We start from the raw sequence: 15,364 nt of genomic DNA on the forward strand, positions 1-15,364 counted from the left end.
GCGGTTCAGCCCCTCGAACGGTTGACCATCGTGTCGATGGCGACGGTGACGATGAGCAGCAGCCCGATGACGAATTGCTGGAAGACCGGCTCGACGTCGTACATGATCATGCCGTTGAGCACCAAGGCCAGCATCAGGAGGCCGAGGGCCGAGCCGCGAAGGTCGCCGCGACCGCCATAGAGGCTGGCTCCGCCGATGATGGCGGCGGTCACCATCACGAACTCCAGCCCGAGCCCCATGCGCACATCGGCGCTGGTGATGCGGGAGGCCGTGAAAATCCCCGCCAGTCCCGCCGTCATGGCGCTGACCATGAAGGCGGCGATCTTGATCCGGCCCACCCGGATGCCGTGGACGACGGCGGACCTGACGTTCTCGCCGATGAAGCACATCTTGCGGAACAGGGCCGAACGGCGCTGGAAGCCCCATGCGGCCAGCAGCGTCACCACCATCACGACGACGGTGAGCTTGACGCCGAGGAGGTCGGTCCTGGCCAGGCTGCGAAAGGCGCGCGGATAGGTCTGGCCGCCGAGCCCGTTGGCCAGCAGATTGGCCAGCCCGCGCACGACCAGCATCGTGCCGATGGTCAGCATCAGCGAGTTGATGTTGAATCGGACGACGAGGAGCCCGTTGGCGAAGCCGATCAGCCCCGCCAGGGCGAGAACGGCAAACGCCGCGGGCCAGGCCGGCCAGCCTGCCACCAGCAGCGTGCCCATCAGCGTGCCGGTGAAGGCGAAGACCGAGCCCACGGACAGGTCGATCTCGCGCATGACCATCACATAGGTGAAGCCGACGATGGCCAGGAAATCGATGGAGACGCCGAACAGGATCGACGTCAGGTTCTGGGCGGCCAGGAAATTCTCGCGCGTCAGCGCCAGGAAGGCGAAGATCGCCAGAGTCACCGCCGCCAGCGGCAGGATGTTGGCGCCGAAGGCCGCGGTCCGGGCCCGGACGGGCTTGCCGGGGGTGGAGTCCTGGTGAACGGTGGTCATCGCTGCGCCCTCCCTCAACCGCGTCCGGCCGCCAGCGCCATGATCGATTCCTCGTTCATGTCCCGGCCTTCGACCTCGCCGGCGCGCTTGCGCGAACGCATCACGACGATGCGGCGCGCCAGGCGCAGGAGTTCCGGCAGATCCGACGAAAACACCAGCAAGGCCTTGCCGGCCATCGCCTCGCGCCGGAGCGCCTCATGCACCTCCGCCTTGGCGCCGACGTCGACGCCACGGGTGGGCTCGTTCAGCACGATCACGTCCGGCGCGCTGGCAAGGCAGGCGGAGACCATGACCTTCTGCTGGTTTCCGCCGGAGAGCTGCCTGGGCAAGCCCTGCGGGCCCGGCACCCGGATCGCGAAGCGGCGCACGGCCTCTTCCGCCTGCTTCAGGATCTTCCGCACGTCGACGAGGCCGAGGCGCGAAAGGCGGTCGAGGATCGGAGCCGACACGTTGTCCGCGATGTTGCGGTCCATGTAGAGCCCGGCTTCCTTGCGGTTGCCGTTCAGATAGCTCATGCCCCGCCGCATCAGTTCGGCAGGCGCGAGGTCGCGAACCGGCTTGCCCAGCAGTTCCACCCGCCCGGCGGTGGGAGGAACGATGCCGAAGATGGCGCGCGAAAATTCCTCCGCTCCCGAGCCCTCCAGCCCGTACACGCCGACGATCTCCCCCCGGCGCACGGCGATGGCCATGTTTTCGAAGCCGCCAGGCAAGGTCATCCCCTCGATCCGCAAGGCGACCGGGGCGTCGGCCAGAGCGTCGGCGTCCGCCGCCTGCGCCGGCTCGAGGTTGCGGCCCACCATGCGCTGGATCAGATCGTCCTCGGTCAGGCCCTTGTTCTCGAGCGTCTCGACGAACTGCCCGTCGCGCAGCACGGTGATGTGGTCGGCGATGTCCAGGACTTCGTGCAGGCGGTGCGACACGTAGAGGATCGTATGCCCGGAGGCGCGCAGGCGCTTGATCAGCCCCATCAGCGTCTCGGCCTCGAGATTGTTCAGGCCCGATGTCGGCTCGTCCAGGATGAGCAGGCTCGCATCGCTTTCGACGGCTCTGAGAATTTCGATGATCTGCTGCTGGCCCGGCGTGAGCTGGCCGAGGATTTCGCGCGGATCGAGCTCGAGGCCGAACAGATGCAGCAGTTCGGCGGTGCGGGCATGCATGCGGGCAAAGTCGATCCGCGCTCCCGTCCGCGGCATGCGGTCCACGAAGATGTTCTCGGCGACCGACATGTTCGGAAACACCGCGAGTTCCTGGTGCACCATCGAGATGTCGCCGCGGGCGCGGTCGGAGGCGCTGGTGGTGCGGCCCGAAATCTGCACCGCCCCCTCGTCAGGCTCGATCTCGCCGTTGATGATCTTCAGCGTGGTGCTCTTGCCGGCGCCGTTCTCACCGAGGATGGCATGGACTTCGCCGCGGCCGACGGTGAAGCTGACGCCGCTCAGCGCTTTGACCGCGCCATAGGACTTGCACACGCCGGTGAGGCTCAGGATCGGTTCGGCGGTCATGCGGACACCTCCGGGGCGCGCGGCCGAAACCGCGCGGCAAGGCACGGGCTGCGCACATGGCACGCAGCCCGTGAGGTCGATCAGAACTTGGGCAGGTTGGTGCGCTTGAACTGTTCGACGTTGGCCTTGTCGATCACTTCGGTGCCCATGTAGATCGCCGCGGGGAAAGGATTGACGCCGGCCTTCTTGTTGTCGGCGGAGATCGGAACGCTGGCCAGGCCGACCTTCTGATCGTTGTAAGCCTCGAGCATCTGCACGGCCATATAGGCTTCCAGCGCCGTCTTGTTGACGATGGTGGCGTCGATCACGCCATCGGCGATGCACTCAAGGACCGCGTCTTCGCGATCATGGACGATGACGGTCAGCTTGGTGATGTCCTTGTCGAGTTCCTCGGCGCCCAGGCAGATGCCGCTGCCGGAAGAGCTGTCCAGGCCAACCACCCCCGTCAGGTCGGGGTAGGTGTTGAACATCGCCTTGGCGGCGTCGATCGCCGTCGAGGTCGTGGCCTTGTCGTCGACGCGGCCGACGATCTGCCATTTGCTGTTCGCGGTGAGATAGTCGGTCAGGCCCTGAAGCTTGGCGTCGGTGTTCGATGCGCCCCAATTGCCGGAAACCGCCAGCTTGCCCTCCTTGCCGCCGCGCGCGATGAGTTCCTTGGCGGTGTCGACGCCGGCCTGGTAGTTGTCGAGCCCGATGAAGGTCAGGGCGCCGCCATTGTCGGGCGTGACGGCCTCGATGACCACCACGGGAATGCCCTTTTCCATCGCACGGCGGATGCCGGGAACCGCGCCGGGCTCCCACAGGGTCGTGATGATGCCGTCGGGCTTGCGGGCGATCGCCTGCTCCACCGCCTCGGCACCGGCGACGGGATCCCAGCCCTGCGGCCCGAGACGCTCGACTTTGACGCCGAACTTCGCCTGCGCATAGTCCATGCCCAGCAGGCTGTCGAGCAGGTAGGGATGCCCCTGGAGCTGCGACGCGTAGATGTAGGTCCGCGCCTTGCCGTCCTCGGCGGCGGCAGGCGCCGCCATGGCCAGGACGGCCGCGCCGCAAAGCGCGGCATTGCGGACGAGAGACGCTATCGTCTTGATTTTCATCGAGTTCCTCCAACTCTTGTTATGAGCCGATGCCGGTTTCGACCGCGCGCCTTTGCGCAGGGCCTGCCGGTCGGGATGCGACGGAGGAAAACGCTATCAGTGCGGAAAATATCTGTCTATAAAATTTCATATCTTGAAAGTAATTTTCAATGGGTGCAGTTTTCACCGTCGGCGGAGGCGTCGACCGGAGGCGCAGGGGAGGGCAGGTCGTGAGCGTGGAGGTCGGTATCCTCGAACATATCCAGAGCCTGCGCGGCGGCATGAAGCCGACGCTTCAGCAGGTGGCGGACGCGATCCTCGCCAGCCCCGAGGCGACCCGCGGCATGAACATCAAGGATCTGGCCGAGGCCAGCGGCGTGTCGGAGGCGTCGATCAGTCGCTTCGTCCGCAGCATGGGCTTTGCGTCCTACCGCGCCTTCCAGATGCGCATGGTCGAGGAAGGCGCCCTCGGCCTTTCCCAGCGCGGCGCCTCGCCGGACGAGGGCCATATCTACGAGAACATCGGCCGCCACGACACCGCCGCCACCATCCTCACCAAGGTGACGCATCGCACCGCGGACATGGCGCGCGCCTGCCTTTCGACGCTCGACACCGCGGCGCTGGAGCAGGCCGCGCGGATGACCCGGTCGGCGAAGGTGATCTATTTCTTCGCCGCCGGCCTGTCGGCGCTCGCGGCCGAGAACGCGCTGCTGCGCTTCGGCCGCATCGGCAAGCCGGCGATCTTTCATCGCGACCGCAACAACCAGCTGATGATCGCAAGCTCACTGTCGGAGGGCGCGCTGGCCATCGGCATCTCCGATTCGGGCCGCACCAACCAGACGCTGACGGCGCTGGCCGCAGCCCGGCAGGCCGGCGCGGCGACCATCGCCATGACCGCCTTTCCCGACTCGCCGCTGACCCGGCACGCCGACCTGACGCTGGTGACGCCGACCAGTTACATGCCCGCCGGCGTGGAGCCGCTCTACGAAAGCATCGTCAGCAAGTTTGGCCAGCTCCTCGCCATCGACGTGCTCTATTCGCTGGTCGCGGTGCAGGACTTCGATGCCGCGGCAGCCGCCGTCCGGCGCGGCGATTCAGTCATCCAGCAAAGCCGCAGCGTAAGGCGCCAGAATGAAGCGGAATGAGACGCGGGCGGTCAGCCCGCAGATGAACCGGCATTGGCCGCACCGCGGCGGCACCTTCGATGCGCTGCTCGATGCCAGGCCCGAGACGGCCCCGCTGGCGGAGCCGGGGCCGGACGAGGTGGTCGCGCTGGTCGAAGCGGTGTCGATCTGCTCGTCCGACATCAAGATCGTGCGGATGGGATCGGAGCATCCGCTTTTCCGCGGTGCCGAAGGCCCGATCGACACGATCCTGGGCCATGAAGTCTGCCTCAGGGTGCACGCCGTGGGGAGCGCGCAGGCGGGCCGGTTCCGGCCGGGCCAGCGGCTCGGGCTGCAGCCGGCGATGGTGGTCGACGGCAAGCGCAGCATCATCGGCATGGACCGGCCCGGCGGATTCGCTCAGTTCATGCGCCTCGGCCCCGAGGCGCTCGCCGGCTATGTGTTCGACGCGCCCGAGACGATGTCCGCGGCCGAGATCGCCCTGCTCGAACCCTATGGCTGCGTCGAGCGCAGCTGGCGGCCCAATGCGCGGCGCGGCCTCATGCCGGGCGGGCGCGCCCTGGTGGTTTCGGCTGACGGCGCGGATTTCGCGCTGGCCGATGTTCCCGACTGGCGGGCGATCACGGTCGTCGGAGAAGTCCCGGCCTTCCTGCAGGGCCGAACGGTGGACCGCGCCGCCGGTATCGCGACGGCGGCCGGGCCGTTCGACGACATCCTGGCGCTGGGAGACCTCACCGCAGCCGAGCTTTCCGGCCTGTGTGCGCTGATGGCAGTGGACGGCGTGCTGCTGCAGGGACGCCGGGGCCTGTCGTCCGGACCCGTCGCGGTCGATCCGGCGCGCGTCCATTATGACCGGCTCGCCTTCCTGGGCACAGCGGGCGTCGACCTCTCGGCCGCGCTCCTGCCGCAGGCGCAGCGCTTCGATGTCCGCCCCGGCGGCCGGGCGCTGGTCCACGGCGCCGGCGGCGCCATGGGCCGCATTCACGTGCATCGCCTGCTGCAACTCCAGAAGGGGCCGCGCACCGTCATCGCCTCGTCCCGCAAGGGCGAGCGCCTGAAGGACATCGAGGCCGATTTCGGCCGCCTGGCGCAGGCAAACGGGCGGCGCCTGGTCGTGGTGGACGGCGCCGGGCTGCCCGACGCCATCGCCGAGCATGCGCCGGGCGGGCTGGACGATGTCGCCGTCGTGGCGCCCAGCCGCGAGGCCGTCGCCGAGGCGGCGGGGTGGCTCGCCCCGGACGGCCTGCTGGCGCTGTTTGCGGGCTTTCCCTACGGCCAGTTCGTCGATTTCGATCTCGCGTCCGTCGCACGGCACGGGATGCGCCTGACCGGTTCGACCGGCTGCTCGGTCGACGACATGCTGGACGTGCTGTCGCGCGTCGAGGGGGGCACGCTGGATCTGTCGGCCAACATCGCCGCCGTGGCGGGGCTGGATGCGCTGCCCCAGGCGCTGAAGGCGGTGGCGGACGGCCGTGTCTCCGGAAAGATCGTCATCTATCCGCAACGGCCGGACCTGCCGTTCGCCCCGGTTCGCGGCTGGGATGCCGCGCAGGAGCGGGGGCTCACCGGCTGAAGCCGGAGGTTGGGAGGACATCATGAAAGACCATGTCGTCGGCATCGACATCGGCACGACCGGCACGAAGACCGGTATCTACGACCGCGACGGCCGCCTTGCCGGCGAGGCTTTCGAGGAATCCGTCCTGCACTATCCCCGTCCGGGCGAGGTGGAGCAGGACCCCGAGGACATGTTCCGGTCCGTCCTGCATACGGTCAAGGCGGCGATGGCGAGATCGGGACTCTCTCCCGACCGCATCGCGGCGATCGCCCTCGACGGCCAGATGGCGGGAATCATGGCGGTGGACGAGGACTGGCGGCCCGTCACTCACTATGACAGCTGGCTCGATACGCGCTGCGCGCCGCATCTGGACGAACTGCGCCCCCACGAGCTCGACATCATCCGCACCTGCGGCATGGCGCTGGCCTTCAACCATGCGCCGAAGATCCTGTACTGGCGCGATCGCCCCGCCGTCTGGAACCGCATTGCCAGCTTCATCCAGCCCGCCGCCTATGTGGCGGGAAAGCTGGCCGGGCTGAAGGGCCGCGACGCCTTCATGGACCGCACCTACCTGGTGTTCTCCGGCTTCGGTTCGAGCGAGCATTCCGTCTGGAACGAGGAACTGCTGTCGCGCTTCGGGTTGACCACCGAGAAACTGCCGAAGATCGTCGAGCCGTGGGACATCGTCGGCGCCGTTCAGCCGGAATGGGCCTCGGAGCTCGGCCTGGCTGCCGGCACGCCCATCGCCGCAGGCTGCGGCGACCAGAGCGCCAACGTGCTGGGCGGCGGCCTGGTCGATCCGGGCGCGGTCTTCGACACCTCCGGCACCGCTTCCGTGTTCGCGACGGTGATCGACAGCTTCGGCACCGACACGACCTATCGCTGCCTCATGACCTGCCCGCATGTCGTGCCGGGGCTGTATTTTCCCATGGCCTATCTCGCCGGCGGCGGCCTGAACCTGCGCTGGTTCCGCGACGCGATCTCGCCGAGGGAAAAGGCCGCATGGGAAGCGGCCGGCGTCAATCCCTACGACGCCCTGGCCGATCTGGCCGGCGAGGTGCCGGCAGGATCGGAAAAGCTGATCTTCCTGCCGCATCTGTCCGGCCGGAATACGCCGAACGATCCCGACATGCGCGGCGCGTTCCTCGGCCTGACATGGCGCCATGGCAAGCCGCACATGATCCGGGCGATCCTGGAGAGCATCGCCTACGAATACGCCTTCTATCTGCGCGCGGTGCGCGAGATCGCTCCCGGCTACAATCCCAGCTTTGCCGTGAACATCGGCGGCGGCGCGCGCTCGGGCGTGCTCAGGCAGATCAAGGCCGACGCGCTCGGCCTCGACTATCGGACCCTCGACCGCGAGGAGTTCGGCACTCTCGGCGCGGCGATCGTCGCAGGCCACGCCGCGGGCCTGTTTCAGGACTTGCGCGACACGGCACGCCGCTTCGCCGGCAGGCAGCGCGAGCCCACCGCCTCCCGGCCGGAGGTGACCCAAGCCTATGCGCCCTATGTCGACGCCTATATCGACGCGATGGAGACCCTGTCGCCGCTGTTCTCCCGCCTCAGCCGCCGCCTGGATCAGTCGGGTTGATCACGAATGTGAATAATCTCAACTTATGTGATTTTCCTTGCCGTCATCGCCGGAATATCACATAAGTGTCGATATGTAACATATGTAACAATGGAGACGCCCGTGCGCGCCATCGTCCTGCATGCCCCCAAGGATATCCGGCTGGAGGAAAGGCCAAAGCCCGTGGCCGGGCCGGGCGAAGTCGTCGTCCGCGTCGCCGCCGTCGGGGTTTGCGGCTCGGACTTGCCGCGCATGCTGGTCAAGGGCGCCTGGAAGATGCCCTTGATCACCGGGCACGAGTTCTCCGGTCATATTGCCGAATTGGGCGCGGGCGTCGAAGGGTGGCGGACGGGCGAACTGGTCGCGGTGCCGCCGCTGCTGGCGTGCCACAAATGCGACCAGTGCCGGACCGGCAACTTCTCGCGGTGCCGCGACTATGACTATTTCGGCTCGCGCCGCGACGGCGCCTACGCCGAATATGTGGCGGTGCCGGTGAGCAACCTCTTGAAGGTGCCGCAGCACGTGGACCCGCGCGCCATCGCTATGACGGACCCGGCCTCGATTGCGCTGCACGCGATCTGGAAGGCGGGGGGCGTGCGCATCGGACAGGTGGGCGGCGTCGTCGGCTGCGGCCCGATCGGCCTGTTCGCCATCCAGTGGATGCGGCTGATGGGCGCGAGCGATGTCATCGCCGTCGACGTCTCGGAGGAGAAGCTGGCCCTGGCGCGCGAGGCGGGCGCCACGGTGACGGTGCTGTCGAAGGACGTGGCACAGAACACCGGGCGCGCCGACGTGGTGGTCGAGGCCGTCGGCCTCGATGCGACGATCAACGCCGCCGTCATGCTGGCCGGCCCCGGCGGGCATGTCACCTTCATCGGCATTCCGGTGCCGGACGTGAAGCTGTCGAATGCGACGTTCCAGTATTTCCTCAGGCAGGAAATCTCGCTGCACGGGTCATGGAACAGCTTCGGCGCCCCCTTCCCGGGGCCGCAATGGACCGTCACGATCGAGAAATTCGGGACGGGTGAGTTGAAGTGGGAGTTCATGATCTCGCACGACCTGGATCTGGCCGAGCTGCCGGGGATCTTCGAGCGGTTCGACAAGAAGGACATCCACTTCTCGAAGGTCCTGTTCCGGCCGTAAGGCTGCTCAAGAAAGAAGCGCGGGGAACCCCTCTCCCGGAGGGAGACGGGTTCTGCGCTCGTGTCTCCGATGACGACGTGCGCGCCCACGCCCCCTTGTCGGCGGCGGCGGGTGGCGCGCGGCGCCGGGACCGGCTATCACGGGCGGACGACCGGCGTGCGGCCGGCCCTTGACCCGTGACGACAGGAAAGCTCATGTCCCCCAATTCCGTGGTGTCCGTCGGCAACCTGCGCATCGGCAACGACCTGCCGCTGACCTTGATCGCCGGGCCCTGCCAGATGGAGAGCCGCGCCCATGCGCTGGAGATGGCGGGTGCGATCAAGGAGATCGCCGCCCGCGTCGGCATGGGCGTGATCTACAAGTCCTCCTTCGACAAGGCGAACCGCACCTCGTCCAAGGGCGCGCGCGGCCTCGGTCTGGACAAAGCCCTGCCGGTGTTCGCCGAGGTGCGCGAGAGCCTCGGCCTGCCGACGCTGACCGACGTCCATGAGCCCGGCCAATGCGCCGTGGTGGCGCAGGCCGTCGACGTGCTGCAGATCCCGGCTTTCCTTTGCCGGCAAACCGACCTGCTGGCGGCGGCGGCGCAGACCGGACGGGTGGTCAACGTCAAGAAGGGCCAGTTCCTGGCGCCCTGGGACATGGTCAACGTCGTGGCCAAGATCACCGAAGCCGGCAATCCGAATGTGCTGGCGACCGAGCGCGGCGCGTCCTTCGGCTACAACACCCTCGTGTCGGACATGCGGGCCCTGCCGATCATGGCCGAGAGCACCGGCGCTCCGGTGGTGTTCGACGCCACCCATTCCGTGCAGCAGCCCGGCGGCAAGGGCGCGTCCTCCGGCGGCCAGCGCGAATTCGTGCCGGTGCTGGCCCGGGCGGCCGTGGCGGTCGGCGTGGCGGCGGTGTTCATCGAGACCCACCAGGATCCCGACAACGCCCCTTCGGACGGCCCGAACATGGTGCCGCTGAACGAACTGGAAGCCTTGCTGCGCCGCCTCAAGCAGTTCGACGCGCTGGCCAAGGCGAAGTAGGCCCTATCCCTCCCACACCATGCCGGCCCGCAGCGGCACGAAGCGCTCCGGTGCGATTCCGGCGGCCTGAAGCGCCGCGTCGAGCTGGCGCACCGGCTCGTCGATGGCCTCGTCGGTGAGCTGGAACGTGCCGAAGTGATAGCCGAGCGCCTGCTCGGCGCCGCAATCGGCCATGGCCTGCACGGCCTCGGCCGGGTTCATGTGCTGGGGCTGCATGAACCAGCGCGGCTCGAAGGCGCCAATCGGCAGGACGGCGAGGCGGGGGGCGCCGTGGCGCTCGCGCAGACGGCGGAAGATGGTGCCGCCGCCATAACCGGTGTCGCCAGCCAGATAGAGTCGGCCCGCCGGCGTTTCCACGAGATAGCCGCACCACAGCGCCATGCGCCGGTCGGCCAGGCGCCGGGCCGACCAGTGGTTGGCCGGAACCAGCGTCACCGAGACCTCGTCGCCGAGCCGGATCGTCCCGCCCCAGTCATGCGTCGCCACCGCGAGGGCGGGGTGGCGGCGGTGAACGACCACGTCATTGCCGAGCGGGGCGACGATGCAGGGCCGATGCTCCTCCCACAGCCGCGCCAGCGTGGCGAGGTCGAGATGGTCGTAATGATTGTGGGTGATCAGCACCGCATCGATCGGCGGCAGGTCGGCGAAGGCGATGCCGGGCCGCTCGACGCGCCGAGGGCCGGCGAAGCGCAGCGGGCTGGCGCGCTCCGACCAGACTGGATCGACCAGGAGGTTGAGGCCGGCCACCTGGATCAGCAGGCTGGCATGGCCGACATGCACGATGCGCAGTCCGGTCGAGCGGCGTGGCGGTCGATCGGGGACGCGGCCCTCGACCCGCCGCGGCCACGGCCGGCGCTGGCCGTTGAAGCGCCACCGCATCAGTTCGCGAAGGCCGCGATCGGTCGGCGGGGCGTCGGGGTTGAAGAAGAGCACGCCGTCGAAATGGTCCGAGGGCGGACCTTGGTAGTAGGGATTGCGATGCATCGGGCCGAGGCTCAGCCGCGGCCGCGATAGCTGGCGACGCCCTGGTCCGGGATCCACAGGCCCTGCGGCGCCGTGCCGGTCTGCCAGAACACGTCGATCGGCATGCCGCCGCGCGGATACCAGTAGCCGCCGATGCGCAGCCAATGCGGTTCCAGCAGATCGGCGAGCCGCCGGCCGACGGCGACCGTGCAGTCTTCGTGGAAAGCGCCGTGGTTGCGGAAGCTGGCGAGGTAGAGCTTGAGCGACTTGGATTCCACCAGCCAGTCCTTCGGCGCATAGTCGATGACGAGATGGGCGAAGTCGGGCTGGCCGGTCACCGGGCAGAGCGAGGTGAATTCCGGACAGGTGAAGCGGGCGAGATAGAGCGTATCGGCCTGCGGGTTGGGGACGCGGTCGAGCCGGGCCTCGTCGGGCGAGGCTGCGATCCGGGCTTCGCGGCCGAGCTGCAGGGTGGAGGCGTCGAAGTCGGCCATGCGTCTTGCCTTTTCGTCCTGCCGGTAGCGGCACCGGCGCGGGCGCAGCCGGTCCAGCCAGAGGTGGGGCCGCCGGGAGGCGCGGTCAAGTCCGGCGGCGGCCGTCCGGTCCCGCGGATCGTCCGACGGACCGACTCGGCGTCCGGGGCCGCGACTGTCACGCCCTTGCCATGCTTGGCGGGCATGGTGCCGGGCTCGGCCGCGGTGCGCAGGGGAAGGACCGCTGCCGATCATTATCGCGCCGCCTGGCGAAAGGTAGGGCAGGGGGCCCCGAGATGGAATCGACCTGCTTATGGTTGACAGCCAAGTCCTCCATAAGATCTTTCCCCTCCGCCCGGCTTCGGCTAGGAGAGCGGCGAAAGTTCCCCGACCGACAAAGGAACAGCTTATGACAGCCATCACCGACATCATCGCGCGCGAGATCCTCGACAGCCGCGGCAACCCGACCGTGGAGGTCGACGTGCACCTGGAGGACGGGGCGTTCGGCCGCGCCGCCGTGCCGTCCGGCGCCTCGACCGGCGCGCATGAGGCGGTCGAGCTGCGCGACGGCGGCAAGCGCTATCTCGGCAAGGGCGTCGAGCAGGCGGTGCAGGCGGTGAACGGTGAGATCTTCGATGCGCTGGGCGGCCTCGAGGCCGAGGACCAGGTGCAGGTCGACCAGACCATGATCGACCTCGACGGCACCGCCAACAAGTCGCGCCTGGGCGCCAACGCCATTCTGGGCGTGTCGCTGGCCGTGGCCAAGGCGGCGGCGCAGTCGGCCGGCCTGCCGCTGTGGAAATATGTCGGCGGCCCGGCCGCCCGCGTCCTGCCGGTGCCGATGATGAACATCGTCAATGGCGGCGTGCACGCCGACAACCCGATCGACTTCCAGGAATTCATGGTGCTGCCGGTCGGCGCTCCGAGCTTCGCCGAGGCGCTGCGCACCGGCGCGGAGATCTTCCACACCCTGAAGAAGGCGCTGAAGGACGCCGGCCACAACACCAATGTCGGTGACGAAGGCGGCTTCGCCCCGAACTTGCCCTCGGCCAAAGCGGCGCTCGACTTCATCATGACCGCGATCGAGAAGGCCGGCTACAAGCCGGGCGAGGACGTGATGCTCGGCCTCGACTGCGCCTCCACCGAGTTCTTCAAGGACGGCGTCTACAACTATGCCGGCGAGGGCCAGAAGCGCGATATCAAGGCGCAGGTCGCCTATCTCGCCGGCCTCGCCGCCGACTATCCGATCGTGACGATCGAGGACGGCATGTCCGAGGACGATTTCGAGGGCTGGGCCCTGCTCACCCAGACGATCGGCAAGACCTGCCAGCTCGTCGGCGACGACCTGTTCGTCACCAACACCGCCCGCCTGTCGCAGGGCATCAAGGACGGCCTCGGCAACGCCATCCTGGTGAAGGTCAACCAGATCGGCACGTTGACCGAGACGCTGGCCGCGGTGGAGATGGCACACAAGGCCGGCTATCGCGCGGTGATGTCGCATCGCTCGGGCGAGACCGAGGATTCCACCATCGCCGACCTGGCGGTGGCGACCAATTGCGGGCAGATCAAGACCGGCTCGCTGGCGCGCTCCGACCGTACCGCCAAATACAACCAGTTGCTGCGCATCGAGGAAGCGCTCGGGACCCAGTCGCTCTATGCCGGACGTTCGGCGCTGAAGGCGCTGGCCTGAGCAATGTGGCCCGCCTGCCGCACCGGCAGGCCGAAGCAAACATGTCCGCCGGCAGGAAGCGAGGCTCTTCCTGCCGGCGATTTCTTTGGGAGGCCCGCGAGGGCACCTGCCTACGCCTGCCTCGCCGTACCCCTGCATGACGGCTGCGCTTGCAACGCATGGCGGCGACCAATCTCGCCAACCGCTTTTGTTGCGTTGCAGCATTTTTATGGTCAACACAAAATCAACCATCCGCGTCTAGTCTCGACGGCATGGTCGTCCGTACCCGTATCCGCGCTTTCTTTCGCCAACTCGCCCTGCTCGTCCTGGCAGGCGCGTCGATCGCCTATTTCAGCTTCCATGCCTTCAACGGCGAGCACGGCATCATGGCGAGCCAGCAATATGACGACCAGAAGCGCGAGCTGACCGCCCAGCTCGACGCGCTACGCGAGCATCGCCGGGCGCTGGAGCGCCGCGCCGCCCTGATGAAGCGCAACGCCATCGACCCGGACGTGCTGGAGGACAAGGCGCGCAATCTCCTGGGCATGGTCCATCCCAACGACGTCGTGGTGCTGCTGCCGCGCAGCTAGGCCCGGCTCGGCCGGCCTGTTCGGAGCTGCGGGAGGGCGAGCGAATTCCTGATCGAAGTTGCGCGCTTGTGTGATTCAGGTTCACTCGCTTTCAGTTAATTTCGCTCAATTAACTTGGAATAAGTTCACAGCAGATTTGGCAACAGCATCAAGATGTTGCGGTGCAACATCAATGGGCGGCCTCTCGCTTTTCGCAGCAGGATGCGCTAGCAGTGCGCTGTCCAGCGTCCGCACCCCCTATCCGGAGGATCCATGGCTGTCACCGCCGCGAAGGCCGTCGCCACCGCCGTCAAATCCGCGAAAGCAACGTCCGCGAAAGCCGCGACGTCGAAAGCCCAGAAATCCGCCAAGGCGCCATCCAACTGGAGCCAGGCGCAGGAGGAGGCGGCCTATCGGGAGATGCTGCTGATCCGCCGCTTCGAGGAGAAGGCCGGCCAGATGTACGGCATGGGCCTGATCGGCGGCTTCTGCCACCTCTACATCGGCCAGGAAGCCGTGGTTGTCGGCCTGCAGGCCGCCGCGCGCACCGGCGACCAGGTCATCACCGGCTATCGCGACCATGGCCACATGCTGGCGACCGGCATGGCCGCGCGCGGCGTGATGGCCGAACTGACCGGACGGCGCGGGGGCTACTCCCACGGCAAGGGCGGCTCGATGCACATGTTCTCGGTCGAGAAGGCCTTCTACGGCGGTCACGGCATCGTCGGCGCCCAGGTCTCGCTCGGCACCGGCCTGGCCTTCGCCAATGCCTATCGCGGCGACGGCAAGGTCAGCCTGACCTATTTCGGCGACGGTGCGGCCAACCAGGGCCAAGTCTACGAGAGCTTCAACATGGCGGCGCTGTGGAAGCTGCCGGTCGTCTACGTCATCGAGAACAACCGCTATGCCATGGGCACCGCGGTCAGCCGCGCCTCGGCCCAGACCGATTTCTCCCGGCGCGGGGTCTCGTTCAACATTCCCGGCGAGCAGGTCGACGGCATGGACGTGCGGGCCGTGTACGAGGCGGGGCTGCGCGCCATCGAGCATGCCCGCTCCGGCAAGGGGCCCTACATCCTGGAGATGGCGACCTACCGCTATCGCGGCCATTCCATGTCCGATCCGGCCAAGTACCGCTCGAAGGACGAGGTGCAGAAGATGCGCACCGAGCATGATCCGATCGAGCAGAGCCGCGCCCGCCTGCTCGGCGAGCACGGCGTGGCGGAGGAGGCGCTCAAGAAGATCGACGCCGAGATCCGCGAGATCGTCAACGACGCCGCCGACTTCGCCACCAATGATCCCGAGCCCGATGCGTCGGAGCTGTGGACCGACATCTTGCGGTGACGCCGTGACGGGGCTCCCGCCGGCCCGTCTGACCGGCCCGGCGTCGCGGCAGCCCGTGCCGGTCCCGTACGCGATGCCGGCCGGTCCGCCCCGTGCGAGGCCGGTATCGTTCCAACCCCTCCGGATTCCATCCTGACCCTTCGACCGAGGCGCCCATGCCCGACGTTTTGATGCCCGCCCTTTCGCCGACCATGGAGCAGGGAAAGCTCTCCAAATGGCTGAAGAAGGAAGGTGATACGATCAAGTCCGGCGACGTGATCGCCGAGATCGAGACCGACAAGGCGACCATGGAGGTCGAGGCGGTGGACGAAGGCGTCCTCGCGCAGATCCTGGTGCCCGAAGGCACCGACAACGTCGCCGTC

14 protein-coding genes are annotated in these 15,364 nt (G+C 67.7%); 9 read left to right on the top strand and 5 right to left on the bottom strand.

The genetic code is table 11. The features are described from left to right. Positions 1-5: 5 nt before the first annotated feature. From AC27L4_RS30310 to AC27L4_RS30320, 3 genes are all read right to left on the bottom strand, one after another. Positions 6-989 (bottom strand): ABC transporter permease, encoded by a 984-nt coding sequence (locus AC27L4_RS30310; RefSeq protein WP_487146369.1) that lies wholly within the window; start codon positions 987-989, stop codon positions 6-8. Between the two features lie 14 nt (positions 990-1,003). After that, complete coding sequence (locus tag AC27L4_RS30315) at positions 1,004-2,491, bottom strand: sugar ABC transporter ATP-binding protein (RefSeq protein WP_487146370.1); 1,488 nt, start codon at positions 2,489-2,491, stop codon at positions 1,004-1,006. An 80-nt stretch (positions 2,492-2,571) separates the two neighbouring features. Beyond that, positions 2,572-3,588, bottom strand: a complete 1,017-nt coding sequence (locus tag AC27L4_RS30320) for a substrate-binding domain-containing protein (protein WP_487146371.1) — start codon at positions 3,586-3,588, stop codon at positions 2,572-2,574. Between the two features lie 209 nt (positions 3,589-3,797). On the opposite strand from AC27L4_RS30320, the gene AC27L4_RS30325 reads away from it, so the two are divergent. From AC27L4_RS30325 to kdsA, 5 genes are all read left to right on the top strand, one after another. Further along, on the top strand, positions 3,798-4,712 hold the full coding sequence (locus AC27L4_RS30325; RefSeq protein WP_487146372.1) for a MurR/RpiR family transcriptional regulator: 915 nt from the start codon (positions 3,798-3,800) through the stop codon (positions 4,710-4,712). Then, the gene (locus AC27L4_RS30330; RefSeq protein WP_487146373.1) at positions 4,699-6,264 is read left to right on the top strand and encodes an alcohol dehydrogenase catalytic domain-containing protein; all 1,566 of its coding nucleotides are present in this window, start codon (positions 4,699-4,701) and stop codon (positions 6,262-6,264) included. The genes AC27L4_RS30325 and AC27L4_RS30330 overlap by 14 nt, the downstream gene beginning before the upstream one ends. 22 nt (positions 6,265-6,286) lie before the next feature. Next, positions 6,287-7,837 carry a xylulokinase gene (locus tag AC27L4_RS30335; protein WP_487146374.1) on the top strand — a complete coding sequence of 517 codons (1,551 nt, stop codon included), beginning with the start codon at positions 6,287-6,289 and terminating at the stop codon, positions 7,835-7,837. A 102-nt stretch (positions 7,838-7,939) separates the two neighbouring features. After that, entirely contained in the window at positions 7,940-8,959 is a 1,020-nt protein-coding gene (locus tag AC27L4_RS30340; protein ID WP_487146394.1) for a galactitol-1-phosphate 5-dehydrogenase, read from the top strand. A gap of 194 nt (positions 8,960-9,153) precedes the next feature. After that, complete coding sequence (kdsA, locus tag AC27L4_RS30345) at positions 9,154-9,987, top strand: 3-deoxy-8-phosphooctulonate synthase (RefSeq protein ID WP_487146375.1); 834 nt, start codon at positions 9,154-9,156, stop codon at positions 9,985-9,987. Positions 9,988-9,990: 3 nt separating this feature from the next. Here the strand turns inward: kdsA and AC27L4_RS30350 are convergent, their stop codons facing one another. Continuing rightward, complete coding sequence (locus tag AC27L4_RS30350; RefSeq protein WP_487146376.1) at positions 9,991-10,971, bottom strand: MBL fold metallo-hydrolase; 981 nt, start codon at positions 10,969-10,971, stop codon at positions 9,991-9,993. Between the two features lie 11 nt (positions 10,972-10,982). Further along, the gene (gene queF, locus AC27L4_RS30355) at positions 10,983-11,444 is read right to left on the bottom strand and encodes a preQ(1) synthase (RefSeq protein ID WP_487146377.1); all 462 of its coding nucleotides are present in this window, start codon (positions 11,442-11,444) and stop codon (positions 10,983-10,985) included. A gap of 388 nt (positions 11,445-11,832) precedes the next feature. Here queF and eno point away from each other — a divergent pair, with 388 nt between their 5' ends. The 4 genes from eno to AC27L4_RS30375 all read left to right on the top strand — a co-directional run. Further along, on the top strand, positions 11,833-13,113 hold the full coding sequence (gene eno, locus AC27L4_RS30360; RefSeq protein ID WP_487146378.1) for a phosphopyruvate hydratase: 1,281 nt from the start codon (positions 11,833-11,835) through the stop codon (positions 13,111-13,113). 251 nt (positions 13,114-13,364) lie between these two features. Next, entirely contained in the window at positions 13,365-13,682 is a 318-nt protein-coding gene (locus AC27L4_RS30365; RefSeq protein WP_487146379.1) for an FtsB family cell division protein, read from the top strand. Positions 13,683-13,934: 252 nt separating this feature from the next. Further along, positions 13,935-15,002 carry a pyruvate dehydrogenase (acetyl-transferring) E1 component subunit alpha gene (gene pdhA, locus AC27L4_RS30370; protein WP_487146380.1) on the top strand — a complete coding sequence of 356 codons (1,068 nt, stop codon included), beginning with the start codon at positions 13,935-13,937 and terminating at the stop codon, positions 15,000-15,002. A gap of 155 nt (positions 15,003-15,157) precedes the next feature. Next, positions 15,158-15,364 (top strand): biotin/lipoyl-containing protein (locus tag AC27L4_RS30375; protein ID WP_487146381.1); only part of this gene is annotated, 207 nt, incomplete at its 3' end.

It is taken from the genome of Labrys sp. Lb11 (assembly GCF_057554225.1).